Below are 26,128 nucleotides of genomic sequence, written 5' to 3'. Positions count from 1 at the left end.
GTGGCGGGGAGGGGGGAAGGGGAGGGGGGAAGGGGGGGGGGGAGGGGGAGTGCCTCCTCCCCTCTGCCCCCCCCACGATCCACCCCCCCCCCCCGCCCCGTGGTCGTCCGTCGTGCGCCCGTCAGCCGTTCGCGAGCGCCTGGACGCGCGAGAGGTCCCCGTTGAAGTGGTTGTGGTCGCCGACCGTCGGGCCGGACGAGGTGTACTGCCACATCGTGTAGTAGCCCCAGCCGGCCGGGAGCTCGCCGACCTCGGAGGCGTAGCGGGCGATCCAGAGCGGGTGGTTGGTGGCGAAGCCCCCGTAGTTGCCGGTGCACTGCTTCCACCAGCTGGTCGCCGTGTAGATCACCGGGTAGCGGCCGGTCCGGTACTTGTACCGGTTGACGAAGTCCCAGATCCAGCTGACCATCCCGGACTGGGTCTTGCCGTAGCAGGTCGCGCCGTACGGGTTCCACTCGATGTCGAGCGCGCCGGGCAGCGTCTTGCCGTCCCGGGACCAGCCGCCGCCGTTGTTCACGAAGTAGTCGGCCTGCGCCGCGCCGGTCGTCGTGTCGGGCGTGGCGAAGTGGTACGAGCCGCGGATCATGCCCACGTTGTACGAGCCGTTGTACTGCTGCGCGAAGTAGGTGTTCTTGTAGTAGGTGCCTTCCGTCGCCTTGACGTAGGCCCACCTGACCCCGCTGTTCCACAGCGTCGACCAGGCGACGTTCCCCTGGTGGCTGGAGACGTCGACGCCCTCGGTCTGGACGGCCTGGACCGAGATGCCGCCCGGCTGCGCGCCCTGGCCGTCGTGGGCGATCACGCCCATGCCCATGTAGGCGGAGCCGCGGGCGGGTACCTGCCGGGTGCCGGGGTCCTCGGCGGCACTGGCGGTGCCGGAGAGGGTGACGGGGAGGAGGAGGGCCAGGGCCGCGAGGACGGCGCCGGCGAGGGACGTTCCGGATCTGTGCACACGCATTGCGTGCCTCCGAAAGGCTCGGTGGGGGAACCATGGCGGACAAGTCCTGGTGTGGACATGTCAGGCGGTGTCGCCGGTCATGACGCTACGCACGTAGACCCGTCCGGCGGAAGGGGGCCTGGGGGCTGCCGTTGGTCTACGCCTGCGAAATACTGAAGGAGCTGCGGCGATGGCCGCGGCCCGAAAGAAACTTTCAGCGAGCGGAAAGCGCGCGAGGGGTGCTGACGTGCACGGAAGCGGTACGGGGAGTGAATCCGGACCCAAGGGCGGGAGTGGTGTGGACCAGGAATTCCTCGCCCTGGAGCGGGAACTGGCGGTCTTCCTGCGCCGTGCCCGCGCCCAGTCCGGCGAGATGGCCCGCGAGGTCCATCCCGAACTGGAGCCCGCCGCCTACGGACTCTTCGTACGGCTCGACGAGGCCGGACCCCAGCGCGCCACCGACCTCGCCGGCTGGTTCGGCGTCGGCAAGGCCACGATGAGCCGCCAGCTGCGCGCCCTGGAGGACCTCGGCCTGGTCGCCCGCGACCCCGACCCCGCCGACGGCCGGGCCTCGCTGGTCCGGCTCACCGAGGAGGGCCAGGGCCGCTTCCGGCACGTACGCGACGCCCGCCGCGAGCGGTACGTGCGCAAGCTCGCCGACTGGGACCGCGCGGAGGTCGCGGAACTGGCCCGGCTGCTGCACCACTTCAACGTACGGTCGGCGGAGGGCTGACCGACCGGCCCGAAGCGCCGACCGTCACCGTCCGCCCCGGCGGCGGCCCGTCCCCGCCGGCCGCCGGCCATCGGCCGTCGGCCGTCGGCCACGCCCGTCACCGTCCGCCCCGGCGGCGGCCCGACGGCCCGAAGCGCCGCCCTCGCCGTCAGAGGACCGCGTAGACCGCCGACGCGTCGTCGTGGAGCTTCCAGCGGCGCGGCCCGCCCGCCCGGGCGTCCGCCGTTTCCAGGGCGCGCACCCGCCGGAGCAGGCCGTCCGGGCCCTCCTTGGCCAGGACCGCGAACAGGTCCGCCCAGTCGCCCTCGCGGAACAGCTCCACCCAGCGGGTCGCCCCGTCCGACAGCGCCGCGACCGCCCGGACCTCCGCCCTCGGGGTCGTACCCGTCACCGCGCGGGCCGCGACCGACGGATCGGCGGCGGCCGTGAAGAAGCCGCCCTCCTGGTTGCGGAGCCGGTCCGTCGCCTCCCGGGAGCGCAGGACCTCGGCCGGTACGCGGTCGAGCCGGTCGTCGAGGACCGCCCGCACTGTGCCGTCCGGGCTCTGGAGGAGCAAGGCCGCGTCGGAGAGTACGAGGTGCTCCACCACGGTCGCGCCCCAGCGCGCCATGGCCACCGTCGCCTGCGGCGTGCGCACGTGAGAAAGGTCACAGGTGTTCCGGTGGGCTTCCGCGGTGCGCCGGATTGCCAGCGACAGGATCCCGGGCAGGGTCAGATCACCTCGCGAAGCGGACAGTTCCGTCAAAGCGCCCCCGAGCCGGGCGGTGAACCAGGGCACCCCGTGCACACAACCGTCGTCGCCCGGCGGAGGCGTCACCCCGTCCAGGACCACGACCACGCCGCCCGCCCCCGAGGCGGGCAGAACTGCGGCCACCCAGTCCTCATTGGGCCGTTCGGGACTGCCGGGCAGGGACGCCGCTTCCGTACGCATGATCCACAGTCTGCCCCGCGGACGGCCCGTCTGCATGGGTCCTTCACGGCGCGTCCAGACGTCCCGATTTGGCCTGTACCAAAGGGTTCTGACGGCCCCGGAGGGCCGGAAGTGCCGCCTCCGGGAAGCTGCGGGCGGGCATCCTGCCAAAGCCCGCGCGGAAGATCCAACCGGCGGTAAGCCCGGCGCCCCGGCGCTCACGGAGGAGAGTTGTTCCCCAACTACGGAGTGTTGTTCACTCGTTCGGGTGGCGGAGCGGCCGATGCGAGTCCCCTGACCAGAACCGCTGAAATGGTCGGAAGACACACCAGGGGTGGGGGCTCTTACATGTGACCGGTCGTCACCTCTGCTTCATGGGCGGACGAGTCAAGAATGCGAGCACCGGTGCAGAAGAAGCGGCCTCGGAGCAACAACGGCGCGCGGAGCCAGACCCCCGGTGACCCGCAGAACCCCGGGCTGCCCGCGGAGCCTTCGGCACCCGAGCCCGTGACCTCCGGCGGCCGTGCCAAGCGGGTCCGCGGCCGGCTCGTCGCCGGAGTCGCCCTGGTCGGCGTCACCGTGCTCGCCGCCGGCGCGCCCATGGTCCTCACCGCCTCCGCCGACCTCGACGAGTCCGTCAACCTGGTCGCCCTCGCCGAACTCGACCGCCAGGCCGTCACCCTCGCGCACTCGCTCTCCGACGAGCGCGACGAGGTCGTCGCCTACATCGCCGCGGGCCGCGACGAGCAGGGCGAGAGCGGCGCCGCCAAGGACAAGCGCCGCATCACCGACGCCCGCTCCGCGCGCGTCGACCGCCAGATCGACGAGATCCGCCCCGCCGCCCCCGAGGAGCTGCGCCGCGAGCTCGCAGGCGTGCCCTCCATCCGGCGCGCCGCGCTCACCGGCAAGGGCAGCGCCCTGGAGGCCCACAAGGCCTACACCGACGTCATCGCCAAGCTCCAGGCCCTCGCCGACCAGCTCGCCGAACACACCCCGGCCCGCGCCGCCGAGGCCGTGCGCGCACCCGCCGCCCTCGGCCGCGCCACCGAGCAGGCCTCCGCCGAACGCGGCCTGCTCCTCGCCGCGCTCGCCGTCCCGCGCCCCGAGTCGAGCGGCACCACCCACTACGACCCGGTCACCGGCACCTACGTCACCGACCGGCCCGAGGGCGCGGAGGAGGCAGACCGCGCCCGCAACGCGCTCAGCGCCGCCGCCCAGCAGGCCCGGGTCCGCGAGCTCGCCGCCCTCGCCGACTTCGACCAGGCCGCCGACGCCGAGGCGCGCGACTCCCTCGCCGCCACCGTCGCCGGCCCCGACGTGAAGAGCGCCGAGCGGCACCTGGCCCGGCTCACCGACCGGCCGGAGCTCTCCGAGTCCGAGCTCGACACCGACCAGGCCAAGCTGGACGCCGCGCTCTCCTCCCGCATCGAGCAGATGCGCGGCGTGGAGTCCTCGCTCGCCGCGCAGCGGGTCGAGCGGCTCTCCGCGCTCCGCGACGACGACGTCACCGCGCTCGAGATCCGCGTCGCCTTCCTCGGCGGCTGCCTCCTCGTCGCCGTCGGCATCGCCACCTACGTCGCCCGCAGCATGACCCGGCCGCTCGCCGTGGTCCGCATCGGCGCCGCCCGGCTCGCCGCCTCACCCGAACCGCAGCACGAGCAGCCGATCCGCTTCACCGGCCGCAACGACGAGTTCGCCCAGGTCGTACGGTCCCTCAACACCCTCCAGGGCAAGCTGGCCGCGCTCGCCGCCCAGGTCGAGCGGCTCGACGGCGAACGCGCCGACCTGGCCGGCGCCCGTGAGGCCCTCGCCGCCGAGCTCGCCGCCCAGCGCGCCGAGCTCCAGGGACAGAACGCCCTGCTCACCGCCGAGCTCGAGCGCCTGCGCGGCACCGTCCACCACACCTTCGTGAACCTCTCGCTGCGCAGCCTCGGCCTGGTCGAGCGCCAGCTCGGCGTCATCGAGAAGCTGGAGGAGCGCGAGCAGGACCCGGACCGGCTCGCCACCCTCTTCAAGCTGGACCACATGGCGACCGTCATGCGCCGCCACAGCGAGAACCTGCTGGTCCTGGCCGGCCACGAGCACCACCACGGCCACCCGGGACCGGTGCCGCTGGTGGACGTGCTGCGCGCCGCCGTCAGCGAGATCGAGCGCTACGAGCGGGTCAGCATCCAGTCGCTGCCGCCGCACGCCCAGGTCGCCGGCTTCGCCGCGGACGACCTCAGCCACCTGATCGCCGAACTCCTGGAGAACGCGACCTCGTTCTCGCCGCCCGACACCCAGGTCCAGCTCTCCGGCTGGCTCCTGGAGTCCGGCGAGGTGATGCTGTCCGTGCAGGACGGCGGCATCGGCATCGCCGCGGCCCGCCTCGCCGAGCTCAACGCCCGGCTCGCCGACCCGGCGCCCACCGGCGCGGACGGCGAGGGACTCGGCATCCGGGTCACCGCGCTGCTCGCCGCGCGCCACGGCGTACGGGTGGAGCTGCGCGAGCACACCCAGGGCGGCACGACAGCCGTGGTGGTCCTGCCGCTGGCGCTGCTGCCCTCGGCCCCGCCGGCCAGCGTGCCGCCGACCGTGACGCTCGCGGCCCCGGGTGTCCAGGTGCCCGTCCTCACCCTCCCCGGCTCGGTCGCCGAGGCCAACTCCAACACCCTGCCCTCCCGCCACCGCGACCCGCTGGTCGAGGCGGCGGAGCGCGCGATCGCCGAGGCCGAGGCCGGGGCCGGCGCCGCGGCGGAGCCGGCACCGACGGCGGAGGCGGGGCCCGAACCGGAGCCGGCGTACGAGGACCGGCCCGCGCCGGAGTCGGCGCGGCAGCAGGGCGAGCAGTCCGCGCAGGGCGCGGCTGCCGAGCCCGGCGCGCACGCCCGGCAGCCCGAGCGCGCGGCGCAGCCCGGGCATGCGGCGCAGCCCGAGCGTGCGGCGCAGCCCGAGCGTGCGGCGCAGTCCGGGCAGGCCGAGTCCGGCCTCGGTGCGTCCGTGGCCGAGACCACGCTTCAGGTGAGGCTGCCCGATCCGCCGGCCGAGCCCGACGCCCACGAGCGGGCCGGCGAGGAGCCGCTCGCCGAGACCCCTGCGGCCGGGGAGCCCCAGCCCCAGTCCCGGCTGCAGCCCCAGCCCCGGACCGAGCCCGAGACCGAGCCCGAGCCCGGGCCGCAGGCCGGGCAGTGGGAGCGGGTCACCGACAAGGGACTTCCCAAGCGGACGCCGCGGACGGTGCGTCAGGCCCGGACCCCCGCCGCACCGATACGCCGCGGCGGCGTGGACGCCGAGGCGCTGCGCAGGCGGCTCGGCGGCTTCCAGCGAGGAGCCGAGAACGGCCGCCGCGACGTGGCCGCCGAGATCCGCGCTGCCGAGACAGCACGGCCCGACACGAACACGGAGAACACGGGGGACACCGTCGAGGAGGCACGCAGTTGACTGCGACCGGAACATTCGGACTGAGCAGCGAGGCCCGCAACCTGCAGTGGCTGCTGGGGAACCTGGTCGAGGAGGTGCCGGGGGTCCGCTCCGTCGCCGTGGTGTCCTCGGACGGACTGCTCCTGCTCTCGTCGGACCCGGACGCCCAGACCGGGGCGCCCACGGCCGACCGTACGGACGGCCCGCGCGGCTCCAGCGCCGACCTCGCCACCATCGTCTCGGGCATCGGCAGCCTCACCGTGGGCGCCGCCCGGCTGATGGACGGCGGCGGCGTCAAGCAGACCATGGTGGCGATGGAGGAGGGCAGCGTCTTCGTCATGTCGATCAGCGACGGCTCGCTGCTCGGCGTGCACGCCACGCCCGACTGCGACATGAGCGTCATCGCGTACCACATGGCGCTGTTCGTGGGCCGGGCCGGGCACGTCCTCACCCCCGAGCTGCGCAGCGAACTGGCCAAGTCCGCCCGGTCCGTGGAGAGCGGCCGGTGACCGCCGCCGTCCACGCCCACCGGCTGCCGATACGCGGGGAGGGGCGCCGCCCCTCCCGCGTCCGTCCCTACTCGCTCACCGGCGGTCGCACCCGCTTCGGCCACGTGCTCCTGGTGGAGACCTTCGTGGCCGCCCTGGAGGCGGCGCCCGAGCGAAGGGCCCTCACCGACGGAGGCCCCGCGGCGCGCGGCCTGATGCCGGAGATGCGGGCCATCGTCGAGGTCTGCCGCCGGATGCGCACGGTCGCGGAGATCTCGGCGCTCCTGAAGATGCCGTTGGGGGTCGTCCGGGTGCTGCTCAGCGACCTGGCCGACCAGGGAAAGATCCGTGTGTACGGGACCGGTCACGGCACCGGCCAGCCCGACCGCGCGCTCCTCGAAAGGGTGCTGAGTGGACTCCGCCGTCTCTGACGCGACCTCGGTCGCCGAACCGCCGGCGGTCGCCGGCATCCCCGCCCAGCCCACGGCCGAGACTTCGGTGCCCGACACCGAAGAGGGCGCCCAGGACTGGCAGCTGGACCACTCGCGCGCCCCGATAGCGACCAAGGTCGTCGTCGCGGGCGGCTTCGGCGTCGGCAAGACGACCTTCGTGCGCGCGGTCTCCGAGATCACCCCGCTGCAGACCGAGGCGCTGATGACCTCGGCCAGCGAGGGCACCGACGACCTCACCGCCACGCCCGACAAGCTGACCACGACCGTCGCGATGGACTTCGGCCGGATCACGCTCGACGACGACCTGGTGCTCTACGTCTTCGGCACGCCCGGACAGCAGCGCTTCTGGTTCATGTGGGACGACCTCGTGCGCGGCGCGATCGGCGCGATCGTCATGGCCGACACGCGCCGGCTCACCGACTGCTTCCCGGCGCTCGACTACTTCGAGAGCTGCGGACTGCCGTACATCGTGGCCGTCAACCACTTCGAGGGCACCGAGCGCTTCGAGACCGAGGACGTACGGGACGCCCTGACCGTGCCGCCGCACGTGCCGATCCTGATCATGGACGCCCGCAAGCGGTACAGCGTGGTCGAGACGCTGCTCGCGATGGTCGAGCACGCCCTCGAAGCCACCCCCGAATAGCTCCCTCCCCGAGCACATCTCCGACACACCCGAGCACATCCCCGAGCACACCCCCAAGGTCGCCCATGCGGAAGATACTCATAGTCGGCGCCGGCCAGTCCGGTCTCCAGCTCGCCCTCGGACTGCAGTCGAAGGGCTACGAAGTCACCCTGATGTCCAACCGCACGGCGGACGAGATCCGCGCCGGGCGGGTGATGTCCACGCAGTGCATGTTCGACACCGCGCTCCAGCACGAGCGTGACCTCGGCCTCAACTTCTGGGAGTCGCAGGCCCCGAGGATCGAGGGCCTCGGCGTCTCGGTCGCCGGCCCGGAGTCGGCCCGCGTGATCGACTGGGTCGGCCGGCTCGACGGCTACGCGCAGTCCGTCGACCAGCGGGTGAAGATGGCCGGCTGGATGGAGACCTTCGCCCAGCGCGGTGGCCAGCTGGTCATCCACGGCGCGGCCGTCGGCGACCTGGACTACTTCTCCCGCGGCTACGACCTCGTCCTGGTCGCGGCCGGCAAGGGCGAGCTGGTCTCCATGTTCGGCCGGGACGCCGCCCGTTCCCCGTACGACGAGCCGCAGCGCGCCCTGGCCGTGGCGTACGTCCACGGTCTCGGCCCGCGGCCGGAGCACCCGGAGTTCGACGCGGTGCGGTGCAACGTGGTGCCGGGCGTCGGCGAGCTCTTCGTCATGCCGACCCTCACCACCTCGGGCCGCGCCGACATCCTCTTCTGGGAGGGCATCCCGGGCGGACCGCTCGACGTCTTCAAGGGCGTCAAGGACCCGGCCGACCACCTGGCGCTCACCCTGGAGCTGATGGAGAAGTTCACGCCCTGGGAGTACGCGCGCGCCACCAAGGTCGAGCTGACCGACGCGGGCGCCACCCTGGCCGGGCGCTACGCCCCGACCGTCCGCAACCCGATCGGCCGCCTGCCCGGCGGCGGGCTGGTCCTCGGCGTCGCCGACGTGGTCGTGGCCAACGACCCGATCACCGGCCAGGGCTCCAACTCGGCGTCCAAGTGCGCGGCCGCGTACCTCGCGTCGATCGTCGAGCGCGGCGACCGCCCCTTCGACGAGGACTGGATGCGGGCCACCTTCGACCGTTACTGGCAGACCGCCCAGCACGTCACCAAGTGGACCAACGCGATGCTCGCGCCGCCGCCGGAGCACGTCCTGAACCTGCTCGGTGCGGCCGGGCAGCTCCAGCCGGTCGCCGACCGCTTCGCGAACGGCTTCAACGACCCCGCGGACTTCGAGAACTTCTTCTTCGAGCCCGAGAAGACCGCCGCCTACCTGGCCTCGGTGTCGGCGGGCTGAGACCCGTCCCCGGGCTGGACCCCGTCCTCGGGCTGGACCCCGTCCTCGGGCCGGGTCCCGCCGAAGCCCTCGTCCGCGCCGTCCGTGGCTCCCGCCGGGAGTTCGGGCGGCGCGTACGTCTTCAGGGCGCTGCCGTCCGGGTCCGGGCGGACGGCACCGAGGAGCGGGTTGGCGGCGATCGGGGAGACCTTGACGCGGGCGCCGGGCCGCGGGGCGTGGACGACGAGCCCGTCGCCGAGGTAGAGGGCGACGTGGGTGGCCTCGGGGAAGTAGACGACCAGGTCGCCGGGGCGGAGCCGGTCCAGGGGCACGCGGGGGAGCGTCGCCCACTGTTCCTCGCTGGTGCGCGGGATCTCGCGGCCGGCCGCCGCCCAGGCCTGCTGGGTGAGGCCGGAGCAGTCGTACGTGTCGGGGCCCTCCGCGCCCCACTCGTACGGCTTGCCGATCTGCCGCACCGCGAAGCGCAGCGCCTCGGCGCCGGCCCCGGAGGGGGTGCGGGGGCCGTCGAGGACCCCGGAGCCGAGGAGCTGGTTCTGGGCGCCGGCGGTCTGGGCCTTCTCCAGGGAGGCGAGGCGGGCGAGCTGGTCGGTGGTGAGCGAGGCGAGCAGCCGCTCGACCTCGCGGAGTCTCGTCCGGACCGCGTCCTTCTGCTTCTGCCGGCCGGCCAGCAGGGCCTTGCGGCGGTCGAGGGCCTTGCGGGAGGCCGTGGCGAGGGCGTCCGCCTTCTTCTCGGCGGCCTGGAGGCGGGTGACGACGCCGGCCCGTTCGCGGGCCGCGCGGGCGAGCAGGTGCTCCTGGTCCAGGGCGCGCCGGGGATCGGGTGCGAGCAGCAGTCCGAGGTACGGGGAGAGTTCGGAGCGCCCCTGGTACTGCTGCCGCGCCAGCCGCCCGGCCTCGTCGCGGCCGCGCGCGAGGGCCCGCCGGGCGGCGGTCAGCTCGGCGTCCGTCCTGCGGGTGTCGGCGGTCTGCTTCTTCAGCGCCTCGTCGGCGGCGTTGTAGGCCTCGGCGGCCCGCTCGGTCTCCTGGTAGAGGGTGCGGAGCCGGGTGAGCAGTCCGGAGACGGAGTCGGTGGGATCGCCGGGCGCCGCCGCTGCCGGGTCCGCGGCGAGGGTCGGGGCCATGGCGAGCACGCCGGTCAGCACGCCGGTCAGCACGCCGGTCAGCACTCCCGTCAGTACTCCTGGCAGCCTCCCCGCCTTCCTCCCCGTGCGGACCGTGCGCAGCAGTCGTCCCGGCACGTCACCACCTCCACCGGGGATGATGACGGCAGGAATACTCCGATTAACGGATGATCCGGCGGGTGTTCGGCGCGCTCACTCCTTCGGAGCAGCCGGCTTCGACCACGGCCACCTGATCTCCCGGCGTTCCCGCCCGTCCGGCGCGTACACGTACACCCAGCCGCGCTGCAGCCCGAGCCGCTTCGTGTAGCCGGCCGGCTCGCGGCGGTACGCGTACAGCATCGGCGGCCGCCCGTCGTGGGCCGGGACCGGCACCTCGTACCACTTCGGAGGATGGCCGGTCGGGCCGACCAGGACGGGCAGCACCCGGCCGTCGAGGGGGCCGCCGCGGAAGGGGGTGTTCTCGCTCTTCACCCCACCAGTGTCCCCTCCGGCGGTCCCGCCGGACGCGCCCGGGACCCGCGGGAAGCGGCGGAGGCCCGCCGGAGGGCCGCGGGACCCACGAGCAGCCGCGCGGAACCCACGAGCGACCGCGCGCGACTCATGAGCAGGCGCGCGGGACCCATGAGCGGCCGCGCGGGACCCACGAGCGGCCGAGCGGGACCCACGAGCAGCCGAGCGCGACTCACGAGCAGCCGCGCGGGACTCACGAGCAACCGCGCGGGACTCACAGCAGGTGCGCGGCCTCGCTCACCACCGGGATGACGTTCCTGGCCAGCGTGCCGACCGGACCCGCCGCCCGCTCCTGGGCCAGGAGCCGGCCCACCACCTCGGCCGTCTCCGGATCGCCCGCCGCGGTCACCGTGAGCAGCGCCACCAGATGGTCGACCAGCCAGTCCCGCAGTTCGCCGGCCGGCGGCCGCTTGCCCTCGTCCACCCAGATCAGCGAGGCGGCCTCCACCGCCGCGATCCAGGTCCGCACCATCATCGACAGACGCGGCCCGGGCTCGGTCACGCCCAGGTGGAACAGGATCTGCTCGGCCGCGGCCCTGCGCACCTCGTCGACGATCGCCGAGGTGCGCGAGGTCCCGGCGACGCTGCCGCCGCGCAGCAGGGCGGCGAACCCGGCGTCGTGCTGGTCGACGAAGGCGAGGTAGCGGTCGAGGACCCGGGCGAGGCGCTCGGTGGGCGGCCCCTCGGGCGGTTCCCCGAAGCAGTGCTCGAGCGCGTCCGCCGAGGAGCGCAGGGCCGCCTCGTACAGCTGCTGCTTCCCGCCCGGGAAGTAGCGGTAGACGAGCGGGCGCGAGACGCCCGCGGCCTCGGCGACGTCGTCGAGCGACACGTCCTCCGGCGGCCGGTGCGCGAACAGCGTCTGGGCCGCGTCGAGCAGCTGGAGCCGCCGCTCCTCGACGCTGAGCCGGCGGTACGCGGGCGTGGCGGCACTGGTCATGCCCGCAGCGTAACGCCGGTGTCGGGTCCTCAGGCCAGCAATCCGGACGACTTCCAGAGCCTGCGGCCCGCACCCCGCAGCACTCCGATGTCGTCCAGGAAGTCCGTGAGCCGCCGGGCGCCGGACTGCATCACCTCGCGGCGGTGGCCGCTCGCCCGCACCTGGGCGACGGCCTCGCGGCGGTCCAGGCCCACGTGGTCGTAGACGGCGGGGTTGACGAAGCAGGTGGAGAAGACCCGGGCGGCCTCGCCGCAGCTGAGGCGGGTGAACTCCTGCTCCCAGCGCGGTGCGGTGATCATCTGGCGGCGCAGCTCCTCCCGCGCATAGCGGACGTGCCGTGCCTCCTCCACCACGTGGATCCGCGTGACGCCGCGCACCAGCGGCTGCACGCGCTCGTCCGGGAAGGTCAGCCGCTGCATCCAGTCGAGGATCTCCTCGCCGAGCAGGGTCGCCGCGAAGGAGCCCGGCGTGGTGGAGACGGTCTTCAGGACCCGGCCCAGGTTGTGGTAGATCCGCGGCACCGGGTACTCGGGCGCGCCGCCGCGCCGGATCAGTTTCGCGAACATCATCGAGTGCCGGCACTCGTCGGCGATCTCGGTGAGCGCGTAGCGCACATGGCTGCTGGTGAGCGACTTGTCGTAGATGTGGCGGACGAGGAGCTGCATCAGGATGATCTCGAACCAGATCCCGAGCGAGGCCAGCGAGGCGGCCTCGTGGCGGGACAGGTCGATCTGCTGCTCCTCGGACATCCGCCGCCACAGCGGGGTGTCGTAGAGCGAGACCAGCTCCGGCGGCCAGAACCACTTGCCGTCCTCGAAGGGCGCGTCCCAGTCGAGGTCGGTCTCGGGGTCGAAGGAATGCCTGAGGGAGGACTCCAGGAGCCGCTCGGCGACCTGCTCGCGGTCGCGCAACGGGCCGAGGGCGTCCCGCAGGAGGGTGAAGTCGGGCTCGATGAGACTCGCCATGACACGTATGAGACTCCTCGTCAGTAACGTCGTCAATCCCTCGCGCACGACTTGTTGACTGTGTGTCTACCAACGTGTGAGCCTGCTGGAAACGTCGGAAGGAGTCGTCAGTGTCGACGCACGACCTCTACGCCCGGGCCCCGAAGGAGCCCGTCTGGCACGTACCGGCGAACGGCGCCGCGAGGTTCACCTGGGACTACGACATGAACGCCGCCGGCCGCGACCGTCTCCTCGCCCTCTACCAGAAGGGCAAGGACAAGCAGTGGGACGGCGCCACCCGCATCGACTGGGACCTGGAGGTCGACCCGTACGACCCGCTGGGCACCCCCGACGAGGCCATGTCCCTCTACGGCACCCGCCACTGGGGCAAACTCACCGACGAGGACAAGGGCGACCTGCGCCGGCACTACACCTCCTGGCAGTTCAGCCAGTTCCTGCACGGCGAGCAGGGCGCGATGGTCTGCGCCGCCCGGATCGTCGAGTCCGTGCCCGACCTGGACGCCAAGTTCTACTCGGCCACCCAGGTCATGGACGAGGCCCGGCACGCCGAGATCTACGGCCGCTTCCTGCACGAGAAGATCGGGCTGCTCTACCCGGTCAACGACGACCTGCAGAGCCTCCTCGGCGACACCCTGCGCGACTCCCGCTGGGACATGCCCTACCTCGGCATGCAGGTGCTCATCGAGGGCCTCGCCCTCGCCGCCTTCGGCATGATCCGCGACACCACGACCAAGCCGCTGCCCCAGCAGATCCTCGCGTACGTGATGCAGGACGAGGCCCGGCACGTGGCCTTCGGCCGCATGGCGCTGCGCGACTACTACAAGCAGCTCACCGACGCCGAACTGCGCGAGCGCGAGGAGTTCGTCATCGAGGGCTGCCACCTGATGCGCGACCGGCTGCGCGGGGTGGAGGTCCTGGAGAACTTCGGCATCGCCAAGCGGGAGGCGGAGGAGCTCAGCGAACAGAGCGAGTTCCTGCACCTGTTCCGCAAGCTGCTGTTCAGCCGGATCGTGCCGTGCGTCAAGGACATCGGCCTGTGGGGCGAGCGCCTGCAGAAGGCCTATCTCGACATGGGCGTCTTCGACCTGGGCGACTCCAACCTCGACCTGCTGATGACCCAGGACGAGGAGATCGCGGAGGCGCTGGACCGCGAGCGGTTCGCGGCGGAGGAGCAGGCGCGGGTGGCGGAGGTCGCGGAGGCGATCGCGGAGGGCGAGGCGGAGGCCGTGGCGGAGGGCGAGGCCTCGTAGCAGGCAGGCCGCATCGGCCGTGGAAAGGGGTGAGCCCCCGGCGCCGTGTGGCGCCGGGGGCTCACCCTCGTGATCCTGGGCAGGTCAGCCGAAGGCCAGCTTGTCTCCCCAGCCCGACCCGATGACGGTCTTCACCGGGCCGTTGGTGTTGGTGGTCGACGGGTGGTAGACGGCCATGTGACCGTCGGACTTGAAGCGGGCCCAGATGTCCGGGATGCCGTCGCCGCTGATGTCGGGGATGCCGATGGCCGCGTCCACGTTGGCCTCGGTCCAGTTGGTGCCGAAGGGATCGTCCTGGCCGCCGGCGGAGTTGGCGCCCAGCATCAGCGAGTTGAGGTCGACACCGCCCGCCGCGCCCGGCTTGCCGCGACGCAGGTACATGTTGCCGTTGTCCAGGTTCCGCCAGAGCAGGTCGGCGACACCGTCCTTGTTCATGTCGGCCAGGTTGACGATGTCACGGCGCGCCCAGGCGTCCGCGTTCATCTGCGTCGCGGTCTGGAAGGAGCCGCCGGTGTAGCCGGAGAGCACCCAGAACCCGGCCGCGTCGCGTAGCACCACGTCCGACAGCTTGTCACCCGTGATGTCACCCAGGACCTTCATCTGGGTCCAGGTGGACGGCGCGGGCGCGTTCGCCGGGAGCCGGACCTTCATCCGCTGCTCGACGTCGAAGGAGCCGTAGCCGTCACCCGGGTAGAGCCAGAAGCCGCCGTCCGGGGTGCGGGCGAACAGGTCCGTCGTGCCGTCGCCGGGGTAGACGTCCTGGTAGTGGCCGATCAGCGCGGCCTTGTTGCCGAGCGTCGAGGCGGCGTCGTACCAGTGACCCGGCGGGTTCAGGGTCGTCGTGCCGTCCTTGTTCCTGAGGTACGAGGACGTCAGCTGGCCGTAGAGCTCGCCGCCCGGCTGGTCCGCCGCGGTGCCGACCGGCTGGCCCGGGTAGGTCCGCAGGACGCCGCTGACGTCGATGACCATCAGGTCGGGAGTGCCGTCGCCGCCCGTGTCACCAGGGGCGTCGGCGTTCTCCTTCGGCGGGACGTACGTCGTGTAGTCCGTCCGGCCGCTGGGGTTGCCGAGGTTGTCGTAGGCGTACACCTGGAGGGTGTTGGGGCCGGCGTTGAGCGGCTTCAGATCGGGAACGGTGGCCGCGCCGCTCGCGTCGGCGGGGATCTCCTTGGCGGCGACCCCGCCCCACGAGTACTTGAACTTCACCGCGCCCGTGGACTGGAACTTGATCGGGCCGGTCTCGCCGAAGTTCACCGTCGCCCAGGTGGCGCCGCTCGGGGTCGTCCTGAGCCAGACGTCACTGGTGACCACCGGCGGCGGCGGGCCGGAGCCGTCGATCGTGACGGCGCACGGCGTGGTGCCGGGCGGGAAGTAGGTGGAGACCGCCGGGGTCGGCGAGTCGGAGTCCTCCGCGCGCACGTCCCAGTAGTAGGTGGTCCCGTCCACGAGGTCCGCCGACTCGATCTCGTACTTGGCCCAGCCGCTGGTCAGGTTGGTGCCCATGACACCGGTCGTCGGCGCGGTCGTGCCCGCCTTCCAGAAGCGGAAACGCAGACCCTTCAGGTTGCCATCGGGGTCGTAGCCCTTCGCCTTCAGCGTCAGCAGGGTCTTGCCGACCGTGCGGCCCGGGGAACCGACGACGCAGTCGCCGCCGGGGGAGGTCTCACCGTCGGTGGGCTCGTTCGGCTTGCGGTTGTACGTGGCCTCGATCGTCGCCGAGGTCGCCTTGAACTTGCGCCAGGTCTGCGTGTCGCCCTCGCTGGTGGCCCGCATGCCCAGGGTCACCGTCGAGTGGCCGTTGTTGGTGGCGTACTGGGCCGCGTCCTTGACGTTGAACGCCTCATACTCGTCCCCGCACTGGGTCGCCGACCAGCCGTGCGCGAAGGACTTGCGCTGGAGCTCGTCGGACCAGGACGGCTGCGCGCTCCAGGTCGTGCCGGACGAGATGGGACCGGTGCGCCACAGCTGGAACTCGCGGGCCGTGCAGGACCAGGAGTGGTTGTTCAGCACCTTGAAGGTCGCGGTCTTGATCTCCGCGCCCTTGATGCTGCTCGACCAGTCCATGCGCCAGAAGGAGCGGGCGGTGCCGTTGGTCTCGTTCTCGCTGCCGACACGGGCGTCGGAGGTACCGGAGTTGAAGTTGGTGCCGTTGAAGAAGCTGGTCTTCGGGTACGGCTTGTAGGCCACCGTCCAGGCGTCCCAGCCGGGGTTCAGCGCAGGGTCGACGAACAGCGGGTAGCTGACGCCCTCGCGGCCGGCCAGGCCGGTGGCGGCGAAGCCGAGCTCCAGCCGGACGGCGCCGGTGTTCTCGCCCTCCAGGGTCATCGGCAGCGGCGCGGACTTCGCGCCGGGCTCGACACCCGTGAGACCCGAGAGCTTCAGGACGTCGGCCGGGGTCGCGACCGACGTGCGGTTCGGGGTGCCGGCGGGCAGTTCGGGATCACGGCCGCTGGAGTCCCAGGCGAACGGCGTGGGGATCGAGGCGATCTCCTTGCCGGCCTTGTCCAGGACCTGGAGCCGGCTGGCCTCGCGGTCCTGCCGGAAGACGGCGGTGTCCGAGCGCAGCCCGTACGTGACGGACCGCAGGGCCTGCTGACGCGCGGCCTCCGGCGTCTTCACGATCAGGACCGTGGCCAGACCGCCCTCCTCGCGGGCGACGACCAGCAGGTCGACCCCCGGCAGGACCTCGGAGTAGAGGGCGCGGGGGCCGTCGAGCACCGGCTCGGGCAGGGCGCCCGGCCAGGTGTACGCGACGGTGTGCCCCTTGACGTCCGCCTCGGCCAGAACCGTCTCACCGGGGTTCTCGGCACGGGCGAACGAGCGGTCGGCACGGGTCTTGGAGGCGTTGCCGCTCGCGAAGCGGACCGGCGCGACGGGGTTCACGGGTGCGATGCCAAGTCCCCTGGGGCCCTTGGCGGTTCGCTTGAGCGTGTTGTCGACCGGAGCCCACTCGCCCTCGGCGTTCCGTGCCCGGGTGGGCGCGGCCGTGATCCGGGTCTTGAGGCTGCCGCTCGGCAGCGCCCAGGTCAGCGTGGTGGCCGTGGTGGCGGTGTCGACGAGCACCTCCTTGCCGGTGCGCAGGGCCTGGGCCATGGCGGCGGCCTCGTCACGCGGGCCGGTCGAGGCGGGGGTGGCGTCGGTGGTGCCGCCTGCGGTGGTGGGGGAGTGGTCGCCGGGCTGCCACCAGGGCAGCAGGGCGGCGACGAGGGCGGCCAGTACGAGGCCGAGGGTCAGCGACAGCCGCGTGCGCGTGCGCACGAACGGTCTGAGATATCGGGGCGGCGCGGTCACGGCGGTCTACTCCCGTGGGAACCAAGCGGATTGAGGACAGCACAGACAGCCCCGGTCGGCAGGCCGCGGGGCAGAAGGCGCGCACACGATCACACATGTGAAGGGCAGCGTCCACGTGTGGCGATGTTGTACATCTGTTATGCAAATGCGGAACCTGTTCGACGGGTCGTCAACCGGTCCGATTCAGGGCTTTCCTGGACCTGTATTGAGGGTGATCAGGCGAAACATCCGGCCCGTCTGATAGGTCGTTAGCGGAAGCTTCTGATCCGGTTCGCCCTGTGGTGGAGATCACGTCCGCGGGACTTCAGGGGCTGGACCGATCTTGATAAGTGCCCCGGACATGACAGACAGTGCGCACGCACGCGCCTGGGCCAGGCGTGTGCCCTGTGGTGTTTTCGCACCTCGTCCATTGTCTGAATTGCCAGGGTGGGAGTCGACGCGCATGCGTGCTTCAGGTCCGCTGTCATGGCTGGGGCGAGGACGCCCAGCCCTGACAGAATCACAACGACGGCGACGGCGGCGAAGCCGCGCGGCGACCGTCATTCTGCTGTCCTCGACGCTGACCGTGACCAGCCTCGGCGGGCAGGCGCTGGCCATTCCCGGCCCGGGCATGAGCCGCGAGGAGCAGGTCGCCAAGGTCGACCTGCCGGACCTGCCGAAGGCCACGGACGTCGAGGGCGACAACACCGCGTCCCAGGCCCTGGCCCTGGGCGAGCAGATCCCGGTCGACCCGTACGCGCCCACCGCGACCGCGGCATGGGCCTCCGGAACCGGTAACGCCCCGATCGCGGCGACCGACGCACCCGGCACCATGAAGCAGGTCCAGGCCGGCACGACCACCCTGCCGGTCGCCATCGGCGTCCCCGAGGGCGGCGACGCCGCCGCCCTCGCCGGTGACTGGACCGTGGGCGTGGCCCCGCAGACGACCTCGCAGACCGCGGGCGTCTCCGGCGTCGTCATGAAGCTCACCCCGCCGGCCACGGTCGACCCGAACGCCGAGGTGGCACTCAGCGTCGACACCACGGGCTTCGCCGACCTCTACGGGCCGCAGGCCGCCGACCGCTTCGGCCTGATGCTGCTGCCCGACTGCGTCTACTCCTCCCCGACCACGGGCGACTGCGCCGACGGCGGCGGTACGCAGACGATGTCCGGCTCCGACGGGGACAAGGACGTCAAGAACGGCAAGAAGAACTTCCAGCGGCTGCCCAGCACGGTGGAGACCGTGGCAGCCAAGGACGCGCCGGTCAGGTCCACGGCGGCCAAGAACGCCAAGACCCGCAAGATCGTCACGGGTACCGTCCCGGTGTCCAGCCTCCTCGGCGAGGGCTTCGCCCCCTCCACGGCCAAGAAGGCCTCCTACAAGGACGGAGTCCAGCCGGTCGCCAACGCGACGGGTGGTGCCTCGCTCGGCATGCTCGACACCGGCTCCTCGGTGTCCGGTGACTTCACGGCCTCTCCGCTGCTGTCCTCCGGCTCCTGGTCCTCCGGCTCCTCGTCGGGCGCCTTCACCTACTCGTACCAGGTGCAGGTCCCGGAGACCGCCGGCGGTCTGATGCCGAAGGTCGCCCTGTCGTACTCCTCGCAGACCGTCGACGGCCGCACCTCGTCGTCCAACAACCAGGCATCCTGGATCGGTGACGGCTGGGACTACAACCCGGGTTCCATCACCCGGTCGTACGCCAACTGCCGCCAGGACTCCAAGAAGGCCGGCTCCAACAACTCCACGCACCGCACCGCGGACCTGTGCTGGGGCTCGAACAACGCCACCCTCTCGCTCGGCGGCGTGACCACCGAGCTGGTGTGGGACGAGACCAAGAGCCAGTGGTTCACCGCCAACGGCGACGGCTCCAAGGTCGAGCGGATCATCAACACGGACCGTGCCAACGGCGCCCGGTTCAACGAGTACTGGGTCGTCACCACCAAGGACGGCATCAAGTACCACTTCGGCATGAACAAGCTGCCGGGCTGGTCCGACAAGGGCACCGCGGACAAGGCCGACGACGACCCGTACACCGACTCGGTCCTCACCGTCCCGGTCTACGGCAACCACGACGGCGAGGACTGCTACAAGGGTCCGACCACCACCGACTGGACCAACTCCTTCTGCACCCAGGCCTGGCGCTGGGGCCTCGACTACGTCGAGGACGTCCACGGCAACGCCATGTCGCTGTGGTGGAAGAAGGAGGAGCCGAACTACTACGCCCGGAACTTCAACTTCAAGGACCCGGTCCCGTACGACCGCGACGGCTGGCTCGACCACATCTACTACGGCCAGCGCAGCGACAAGATCTTCACCGCGACGGCCCCGGCCCGCATCGGCTTCAGCGTCCTCGAGCGCTGCTACCCCGTCGACGGCGTCACCTGCTCCGAGGCCAACTTCACGTCCACGGACCCGCGCAACTACCGGCCCTGGTTCGACACCCCGGCCGACCTGCGCTGCGTGGCCGGCAAGAAGTGCTGGAACGCGGGACCGAGCTTCTGGACCCGCAAGCGCCTCGACAAGATCACGACCTCGGCCCAGCGGCGCACCGACACCACTGCCCGCCAGGTCGTCGACGAGTACCAGCTCGTGCAGAGCTTCGCCGCGAACGGTGACCCGAGCAACCCCGACCCGGTGAGGACCGGCCCGAACACCGCCCTGTGGCTGGAGTCCGTCCAGCGCACCGGCTACGCCCGCAACGGCACCACCGACGCGAAGGTCACCCTCAACTCGGTGCGGTTCGAGCCCAACGTCGAGGACATGCCGAACCGCGTCGTGGCGTACAACCCGCAGCGCCCCGGCTTCTCCCGGCTCCGCGTCGGCCGCGTCATCAACGAGTACGGCGGCGAGACCGTCGTCACGTACAAGCCGGCCTCGGGCGACTGCGTCACCGGCAGCCTTCCCCGGATCGACCAGCAGACCGGTGAGACCCGCGCCGAGGCCATAGCCCGGCTGCAGCCGCAGCTGAAGGCGAACAACCGCCTCTGCTACCCGATGTTCTGGAGCCCCGAGGCCGAGCTCGAGGACATCGACTGGTTCCACAAGTACGTCGTGGACACCGTCGAGGAACTGCCGAACATCGACGGCAACTACACCACCAGGACGGAATACCAGTACAAGAACCCGGCCTGGAAGCTCGCCGAGGCCGAGTTCACCAAGAAGACCCAGCGCACCTACTCGCAGTTCGCGGGCTTCGAGCAGACCACGACCCTCACGGGCCCGGTCGTCGAGAACACCCCGGACGCCCCAGGCCAGCGCTCCAAGGCAGTGACCCGCTTCTTCCGCGGCCTCGGCGACACCGTGTCCGTCAAGGACATCGCGGGTGTCGAGATCGCCAAGGACGAGGAGCCGTTCGCCGGCCGGATCGCCGAGGAGCTCACGTACCTCGACTCCACCAAGGCCGACTCCGAGTGGCTGAGCCGCAGCACCACCAAGCCCGCGGCCACCGAACTCGCCAAGCGCAACCGCGACGACGGCCTGAGCCCGCTGCGGGCCTGGCGGGTCACGGAGCCGGAGGAGATCGCGTACACCAGGTCGTCCGGCACCAACACCGACGACCCGCGGACGCTGCGCACGGTGAAGACGTCGACGACGTACGACCCGACGTACGGTCTGCCGATCCTGGTGGAGTCGCTGGGCGACACCGATGCGAGCAAGCCGCGTGACGAGTCCTGCACCAAGCTGGACTACCTGCACCACACGGGCAAGAACCTGATCGGTCTGTCCAAGCAGGTCCTGGTCTCGCCGACGACCTGCGCGAACGCCAACTGGGCCAACCTCGGCTCGTTGAGCGGCGGCAACCGCACGGCCTACGACGGCACGACGTACGGCACCGCGCTCGGCTCCTCGACCCGGGGTCTGGCCACCGAGTCGTGGACGCTCAACGGCGCCGGCACCGACTTCCGGACGGCCGGCACCAAGGCGTTCGACGCCGTCGGACGCGTGGTCAAGGAGACCTCGGCGGAGCAGCTGAGCAAGCCGACTCCGAAGTCCTCCACGATCAAGTACGAGCCCATCGGGCCGGCCACCGGTCAGGTCTTCAAGGTCACCATGACCAACGTGCTCGGGCACAGCCAGATCCAGGAGCTGGAGCCGGGCCGCTCGGTCACCGTGAAGACGACCGACGTCAACGACCTGGTCAGCGAGGCCGTGTACGACCCGCTGGGTCGTCTCGCCGAGGCCTGGGCCCCCGGCAGGACCCCCGGCAGCGGCGTCGCGGACTTCCGCGCGGTCTACACGATCCCGATGGAAGAGACCGACCCGGACAACAAGAACCTCAAGATCCGCAAGCCTCCGTACGTCACCACCTACGCGCGGGGCTACGAGGACCGGATCGAGACCTCCGTCACCCTCTACGACGGTCTCGGCCGCGAGCGGCAGACGCAGGAGGAGGCCGACGGCGGCGCGGGCTGGCTGATCACCGACACGCTGTACAACAGCTCCGGTGAGGTCGCGCAGACCAACAACGCCTACCTGACCGACGAGGCCACGCCGGGCCAGCTCTTCGTCCCGGTCTCCGATACGGTCGTCCCCAACATCACCCGCTACACCTACGACGGTCTCGGCCGCGTGCTCCAGGAAACCCCGTACCTGAAGTACGTGGACCCGAACACGCAGGCGTCCACCTCGAAGGCGTACCCGGAGCGGGCCGTTCGTTACGAGTACGGCGAGGACTGGTCGAAGGTCATCCAGCCGCAGGGCGACTCCTCCTACCGCGTCTGGACCGACGCGACCGGCCGCACCGTCCGCACGGACACCTTCAACCCGGCGGCCCCTGGCGGCTTCACGTCGACCCGCTACGAGTACGACGTGCACGGCCAGCTCGCCAAGGCGACCGCATCGGCCGACGAGGCGCACCCGTGGTCGTGGACGTACAACCACAACGGCCAGGTGGAGACGGCGGTCGACCCCGACACGGGCACGACCCGCACGACCTATGACGCCTTCGGCCGGGTCGAGACGACCACCAACGCCCGCGGCATCAAGGTCTGGAACAGCTACGACGAGCTGTCGCGGCCGAAGGAGGTGCGCGAGACCGACTCCCTCGGCAAGGTGCTGTCCTCGTTCACGTACGACACGGCCCCGGGCGGCAAGGGCATGCCCGCCACCGCCACGCGTTACACCGATCTCCAGGCGTACACCCAGACGGTCAACGGCTACACGAAGGACTACCAGCCGACCTCGACCACGTTGTCCCTGCCGCAGTCCATCGTCGACACCTGGGGCCTGAAGAAGGACTACAGGTACGACTACACGTACAACGACCGCGGCATGCTGGACGAGACCACCCTTCCGGCGGTGGGCAACTTCGGCACCGAGAAGCTGGTCGTCCGCTACAACAAGGACGGCAAGCCGCTCTCCATCTCCGGCAAGGACTGGTACGGCGCCGAGACCGCCTACGACCCCTACGGCCATGTGCTCCGCTCCACGCTCGGTGCCCAGCCGTACCGCGTGTGGACGCAGAACGCCTTCGACGAGTCCAGCGGCGAGCTCACGTCGCAGTCGGTCTTCCGCGAGAAGACCGGCACGGCCGCGGACAACTCCGTCGTCAACTCCCTCGTCTCCGGCAACCTGGTCTCCCACCGGGCGTACACCTACGACCCGGCGGGCAACGTCACCTCGATCCAGGAGGGTGCCTCCGGGATCGCGGAGCGGCAGTGCTTCGTCTACGACCCGATCGGCCAGCTGAAGTCGGCCTGGACCGCCAAGGACCAGACGACCTGCGTCAACCCGAGGAACCCGGACGGTTCGCTCAACAAGAACCCGGACGGCACGCTCCGGGTCGCCGCGGGCGCGGACGGCTCGGGTTACTGGCAGGAGTACGACTACGACCTGCTCGGCAACCGCTCGCAGCTGACCGAGAACGACCTCAGCGGCGACACCGCCAAGAACGCGGTCACGACGTACGCGTACGGCAAGAACGCCGCCAAGGACCAGCCGCACACGCTGGCCAAGGTGACGAAGAAGTACAAGACGCCCTCCGGCGCCGATGTGACCGCCGAGGCCACCCGGCTGTACGAGCTGACGGGTGAGACCAAGTCGGTCACCTCGGTCGAGAACGGAGACAAGCAGGACCTGACCTGGACCTACGACGGCCAGGTCGACCGGATCACCGGTGCGGGCACCGGCGGCAAGACCCCGTACGTGGGTCTCGGCCAGAAGTGCCTGGACCTGAAGTCGGGTGCGGGTGCGGCCGGCCAGCCCATCCAGCTGTACGCCTGCAACACCTCGGTGGCGCAGAACTTCAAGTTCACGCCCACCCCGGGCACGGCGGCGGCGCCGCAGAGCGACCCCAACAAGGGCACGCTCTCGGTCTACGGAAACTGGTGCCTCCAGCCCGCGGCCAACACGGCCGGCTCGGCGCTCCAGATCCAGAAGTGTGACGGCTCGGCCGCGCAGGAGCTGAAGCGCAACGCCTCCGGCCAGCTGATCCACCCCGCCTCCGGCAACCTGTGCCTCGCGGTGCAGGGCGCGGCGAACGTGAACGCGACGCCGGTCGTGCTCGCCACCTGTGACGCGGCCCAGGCCGCCCAGCAGTGGCTGCCGCAGAACGACACCCGTCACGTCTACGGCCCCGACGGATCCCGCCTGCTCACCATCAAGGGCAAGCAGGCGACCCTCCACCTGGGCGAGGCCGAGGTGACGGTCCAGCAGGGCGGCGTCCTCGTCAACACCCAGCGCACCTATTCGGTTCCGGGTGGCGCGGTCATGCGCTACTCGTACGGCACCGGCTCGGAGACCCTGGTCGCCCAGACCTCGGACCACCAGGGCAGCGCGTACACGGAGGTCGCCCTCTACGGCAGCCAGTCGGTGCGCATCCGCAAGCAGGACCCCTTCGGCAACGAGCGCGGCACCGCCGGTGCCAACCTCCAGAACCACAAGGGATTCCTCGGCAAGACCCGGGACGACTCCTCCGGCTTCCAGCCGCTGGGCGCCCGCCTGTACGACCCCGTGGTCGGACGCTTCCTGTCCGCCGACCCTCTGCTCGACCTGAACGACCCGCTGCAGTCCAACGGGTACGCGTACGCGCACAACAACCCGGTCACGTACTCCGACCCGACCGGTCTCGCCATCAGCCTGACCGCCTCGGAGAAGGCCGCGGCCCTTGCCGGCGCGGGTCTGTCCGCGGCGCAGGTCGCCCAGGCGCAGGCCACCATGGGCAAGTCCCTGACCTCAGTGATTCTGTCGATCGCCTGGGAGACACTGAAGGACTTCATCGGCATCAACGACGCCATGGCCTGCTTCGGCGGTGACATGTGGTCGTGCGGCAGCATCATCCTGGACGCCATTCCGTGGACGAAGCTGGGCAAGATCCCGTCGGTTCTGAAGGCGATCAACCGGACCATCGACGCCATCCAGGCGTTCAAGGCGGCCAAGCGGGCCGCGGAGGCGGTGCTCAAGGCCGCGAAGGCAGCCGAAGCGGCAGCCTTGAAGGCCAAGAAGGCGGCCATTGAGAAGGCCAAGAAGGAGGCCGCGCAAAGAGCCAAGAAGAAGGCGGCCGAAGCCGCCAAGAGAAAGGCGGACGCGGCGGCCGCCGCGAAGCGGAAGACGGGCAACGCGGCGCAGAAGCAGGCGCAGGCCAAGTCCGCGCCGAAGTCCTCCTCCCACGCCGGCAAGGGCGGCGGAGGCGGCTCCGGCAAGGGCGGTGGCTCCGGCAAGTCCGGTGGTGGCGGCTCCGGCAAGTCCGAGGGCGGTGGCTCCGGCAAGTCCGGCGGCTCCTCCCGCAGCAACGGCGGTACCAGCGGCGGCGGCGGCTCCGGCAAGGTCGAGGAAGGCGCTTCCTGCCCGATCAGCAACAGCTTCGTGCCGGGCACGAAGGTGCTGATGGCCGATGGCACCACCAAGCCGATCGAGCAGGTCAAGGTCGGCGACAAGGTCATCGCCACCGACCCGGAGCGCGGGGAGACGCGTGTCGAGACGGTCACCGCGGAGATCAAGGGCCAGGGCCTCAAGCACCTGGTCAAGGTCACGGTCGACGTCGACGGCAAGACCGGCTCCAAGACGGCCCAGGTCACCGCGACCGACGGTCACCCCTTCTGGGTGCCCGAGCTCGGTGAGTGGATCGACGCGACCGACCTGAAGTCCGGCAACTGGCTGCGCACCAGCTCTGGCGCGTACGTCCAGGTGGCCGCGGTCGAGCGGTGGACCAGCCAGGACAGCACGGTTCACAACCTGACCGTCTCCGACCTGCACACGTACTACGTGCTGGCCGCGCAGACCTCGGTCCTGGTTCACAACTGCCCGCCGTCGCAGGCACTGCAGGACCTGGCAGACATCGCGGAGGCGTACGGCGCGGAATACGCGGCCGAATACACGTCGCCTTCGGGTGAGGTCTACCGGGCACACAACAAGGAACAGCCCGCCGTGCCCCCGGGCATGCAGGACGAGTTCGACGAGTACGATCACCACGGCGGCTGCGCCGAGACCAAGTGTCTGATCAAGGCGTACAACGCCGAAGGCCCGAGCGCGATCCGTGGCGGCCACATGGACGTCGTCCACGTCGGTGACGACGACGACGGAAACTGGGAGCACGGCGATGTTGCCCGGCCTTGCGGACGGTGCAGTCGACTGCAGAAGGGACTGTTCATTGGGCCCTGAATCAACTGAGCCCGACCACGGGTTGAGTCTTCCCGTCCGTGAAGCCCTCCTGGCTGCCGACTGGCAGCCAGGAAGGCGAGTGGACATCTCGGACACCATCGAGCGGCTCGCGCTCGCCGGGTACGTGATCCACGAGAATTTCACCTCCTTCATGAGGGAATTCCGGGGTTTGAAAATCGAGCCGGTCCTGACTGCCGGTCCGAATTTCATGAATGACGAGCCCTATTGGATCAGCCCGGGCCGAGGAGTCCGTTATCTGGACGAGGCACTCCTGCTGAAGGATGTGTTCGGGGAGGATCACAACCCGGTCGGGTGGTGGTTGAGCAGCAGCCATGTGTTCATGGGGGTCAGTGGAAGGGTCCGGGCGTACTTGGACGGACTCGTCTGGGAGCTCGGCGAAACGCCCTTCGAGGCGTTGGAATTCGCCGTACGGCCGACCCGGCCGCTGGTCTGCGTGTGGTCTGCTCCGGGACGAAGGCCGTGGCCCAAGAGGCCTGAGTCCCGCTAGCCCCTAGGTGGCGTTCCGCCACCACCGTCGCGGAGGGGGGAGGGGGTGCCCGTAAGAGGGGGGGGGGGGAGGTGGGGGGGGGGAGGGATGGTGGCACCGCTTTTC

Annotated in this window: 16 protein-coding genes; 9 read left to right on the top strand and 7 right to left on the bottom strand. The window is 71.1% G+C overall.

Going from position 1 to position 26,128, the window contains the following annotated elements:
- Positions 1-121 precede the first annotated feature (121 nt).
- The gene (locus tag ACFWJO_RS26960; protein WP_386869103.1) at positions 122-958 is read right to left on the bottom strand and encodes a lysozyme; all 837 of its coding nucleotides are present in this window, start codon (positions 956-958) and stop codon (positions 122-124) included.
- 226 nt (positions 959-1,184) lie between these two features.
- Here ACFWJO_RS26960 and ACFWJO_RS26955 point away from each other — a divergent pair, with 226 nt between their 5' ends.
- A complete protein-coding gene (locus ACFWJO_RS26955; RefSeq protein ID WP_384422350.1) occupies positions 1,185-1,670 on the top strand; it encodes a MarR family winged helix-turn-helix transcriptional regulator in 486 nt (161 codons plus the stop codon).
- Between the two features lie 148 nt (positions 1,671-1,818).
- On the opposite strand, the gene ACFWJO_RS26950 is transcribed toward ACFWJO_RS26955, so the two are convergent.
- The gene (locus ACFWJO_RS26950; RefSeq protein WP_386869101.1) at positions 1,819-2,601 is read right to left on the bottom strand and encodes a hypothetical protein; all 783 of its coding nucleotides are present in this window, start codon (positions 2,599-2,601) and stop codon (positions 1,819-1,821) included.
- Between the two features lie 372 nt (positions 2,602-2,973).
- On the opposite strand from ACFWJO_RS26950, the gene ACFWJO_RS26945 reads away from it, so the two are divergent.
- From ACFWJO_RS26945 to ACFWJO_RS26925, 5 genes are all read left to right on the top strand, one after another.
- Positions 2,974-6,000 carry a nitrate- and nitrite sensing domain-containing protein gene (locus ACFWJO_RS26945; protein WP_386869099.1) on the top strand — a complete coding sequence of 1,009 codons (3,027 nt, stop codon included), beginning with the start codon at positions 2,974-2,976 and terminating at the stop codon, positions 5,998-6,000.
- The gene (locus ACFWJO_RS26940) at positions 5,997-6,488 is read left to right on the top strand and encodes a roadblock/LC7 domain-containing protein (protein ID WP_386869097.1); all 492 of its coding nucleotides are present in this window, start codon (positions 5,997-5,999) and stop codon (positions 6,486-6,488) included. Before ACFWJO_RS26945 ends, ACFWJO_RS26940 begins: the two co-directional genes overlap by 4 nt.
- A complete protein-coding gene (locus tag ACFWJO_RS26935; RefSeq protein ID WP_384422343.1) occupies positions 6,485-6,898 on the top strand; it encodes a DUF742 domain-containing protein in 414 nt (137 codons plus the stop codon). The genes ACFWJO_RS26940 and ACFWJO_RS26935 overlap by 4 nt, the downstream gene beginning before the upstream one ends.
- A gap of 37 nt (positions 6,899-6,935) precedes the next feature.
- Complete coding sequence (locus tag ACFWJO_RS26930) at positions 6,936-7,562, top strand: ATP/GTP-binding protein (protein ID WP_386869111.1); 627 nt, start codon at positions 6,936-6,938, stop codon at positions 7,560-7,562.
- 65 nt (positions 7,563-7,627) lie between these two features.
- Positions 7,628-8,863, top strand: a complete 1,236-nt coding sequence (locus ACFWJO_RS26925; protein WP_386869094.1) for a styrene monooxygenase/indole monooxygenase family protein — start codon at positions 7,628-7,630, stop codon at positions 8,861-8,863.
- Here ACFWJO_RS26925 and ACFWJO_RS26920 read toward each other — a convergent pair.
- The 4 genes from ACFWJO_RS26920 to ACFWJO_RS26905 form a co-directional block, all read right to left on the bottom strand.
- Complete coding sequence (locus ACFWJO_RS26920) at positions 8,836-9,984, bottom strand: NlpC/P60 family protein (protein WP_386869109.1); 1,149 nt, start codon at positions 9,982-9,984, stop codon at positions 8,836-8,838. The genes ACFWJO_RS26925 and ACFWJO_RS26920 overlap by 28 nt on opposite strands.
- Positions 9,985-10,176: 192 nt before the next feature.
- The gene (locus tag ACFWJO_RS26915) at positions 10,177-10,455 is read right to left on the bottom strand and encodes a hypothetical protein (RefSeq protein WP_384422335.1); all 279 of its coding nucleotides are present in this window, start codon (positions 10,453-10,455) and stop codon (positions 10,177-10,179) included.
- Positions 10,456-10,708: 253 nt separating this feature from the next.
- Complete coding sequence (locus tag ACFWJO_RS26910) at positions 10,709-11,431, bottom strand: TetR/AcrR family transcriptional regulator (RefSeq protein ID WP_386869092.1); 723 nt, start codon at positions 11,429-11,431, stop codon at positions 10,709-10,711.
- A 29-nt stretch (positions 11,432-11,460) separates the two neighbouring features.
- The gene (locus tag ACFWJO_RS26905) at positions 11,461-12,396 is read right to left on the bottom strand and encodes a diiron oxygenase (protein ID WP_386869090.1); all 936 of its coding nucleotides are present in this window, start codon (positions 12,394-12,396) and stop codon (positions 11,461-11,463) included.
- 110 nt (positions 12,397-12,506) lie between these two features.
- On the opposite strand from ACFWJO_RS26905, the gene ACFWJO_RS26900 reads away from it, so the two are divergent.
- Positions 12,507-13,646: a ferritin-like domain-containing protein gene (locus ACFWJO_RS26900; protein ID WP_386869089.1), complete on the top strand. Its 1,140-nt coding sequence runs from the start codon at positions 12,507-12,509 to the stop codon at positions 13,644-13,646.
- A gap of 84 nt (positions 13,647-13,730) precedes the next feature.
- Here the strand turns inward: ACFWJO_RS26900 and ACFWJO_RS26895 are convergent, their stop codons facing one another.
- Complete coding sequence (locus tag ACFWJO_RS26895; RefSeq protein WP_386869088.1) at positions 13,731-16,937, bottom strand: DNRLRE domain-containing protein; 3,207 nt, start codon at positions 16,935-16,937, stop codon at positions 13,731-13,733.
- A gap of 565 nt (positions 16,938-17,502) precedes the next feature.
- Between ACFWJO_RS26895 and ACFWJO_RS26890 the strand changes: the two genes are divergently transcribed.
- Together ACFWJO_RS26890 and ACFWJO_RS26885 are read left to right on the top strand one after the other, a co-directional pair.
- The gene (locus ACFWJO_RS26890; RefSeq protein ID WP_386869087.1) at positions 17,503-25,515 is read left to right on the top strand and encodes a ricin-type beta-trefoil lectin domain protein; all 8,013 of its coding nucleotides are present in this window, start codon (positions 17,503-17,505) and stop codon (positions 25,513-25,515) included.
- On the top strand, positions 25,454-26,023 hold the full coding sequence (locus tag ACFWJO_RS26885; protein WP_386869085.1) for an SUKH-3 domain-containing protein: 570 nt from the start codon (positions 25,454-25,456) through the stop codon (positions 26,021-26,023). Before ACFWJO_RS26890 ends, ACFWJO_RS26885 begins: the two co-directional genes overlap by 62 nt.
- Positions 26,024-26,128: the final 105 nt, after the last annotated feature.

The organism is Streptomyces sp. NPDC127092 (assembly GCF_042722475.1).
GTDB lineage: Bacteria > Actinomycetota > Actinomycetes > Streptomycetales > Streptomycetaceae > Streptomyces.
This window is presented reverse-complemented; position numbering and strand designations above follow the sequence as displayed.

Excerpts from the sequence above, each read along its gene's own strand:
- ACFWJO_RS26960 (WP_386869103.1), bottom strand. The coding sequence starts at position 958 with ATGCGTGTGCACAGATCCGGAACGTCCCTCGCCGGCGCCGTCCTCGCG.
- ACFWJO_RS26950 (WP_386869101.1), bottom strand. The coding sequence starts at position 2,601 with ATGCGTACGGAAGCGGCGTCCCTGCCCGGCAGTCCCGAACGGCCCAAT.
- ACFWJO_RS26945 (WP_386869099.1), top strand. The coding sequence starts at position 2,974 with ATGCGAGCACCGGTGCAGAAGAAGCGGCCTCGGAGCAACAACGGCGCG.
- ACFWJO_RS26925 (WP_386869094.1), top strand. The coding sequence starts at position 7,628 with ATGCGGAAGATACTCATAGTCGGCGCCGGCCAGTCCGGTCTCCAGCTC.
- ACFWJO_RS26920 (WP_386869109.1), bottom strand. The coding sequence starts at position 9,984 with ATGGCCCCGACCCTCGCCGCGGACCCGGCAGCGGCGGCGCCCGGCGAT.
- ACFWJO_RS26910 (WP_386869092.1), bottom strand. The coding sequence starts at position 11,431 with ATGACCAGTGCCGCCACGCCCGCGTACCGCCGGCTCAGCGTCGAGGAG.
- ACFWJO_RS26905 (WP_386869090.1), bottom strand. The coding sequence starts at position 12,396 with ATGGCGAGTCTCATCGAGCCCGACTTCACCCTCCTGCGGGACGCCCTC.
- ACFWJO_RS26885 (WP_386869085.1), top strand. The coding sequence starts at position 25,454 with ATGTTGCCCGGCCTTGCGGACGGTGCAGTCGACTGCAGAAGGGACTGT.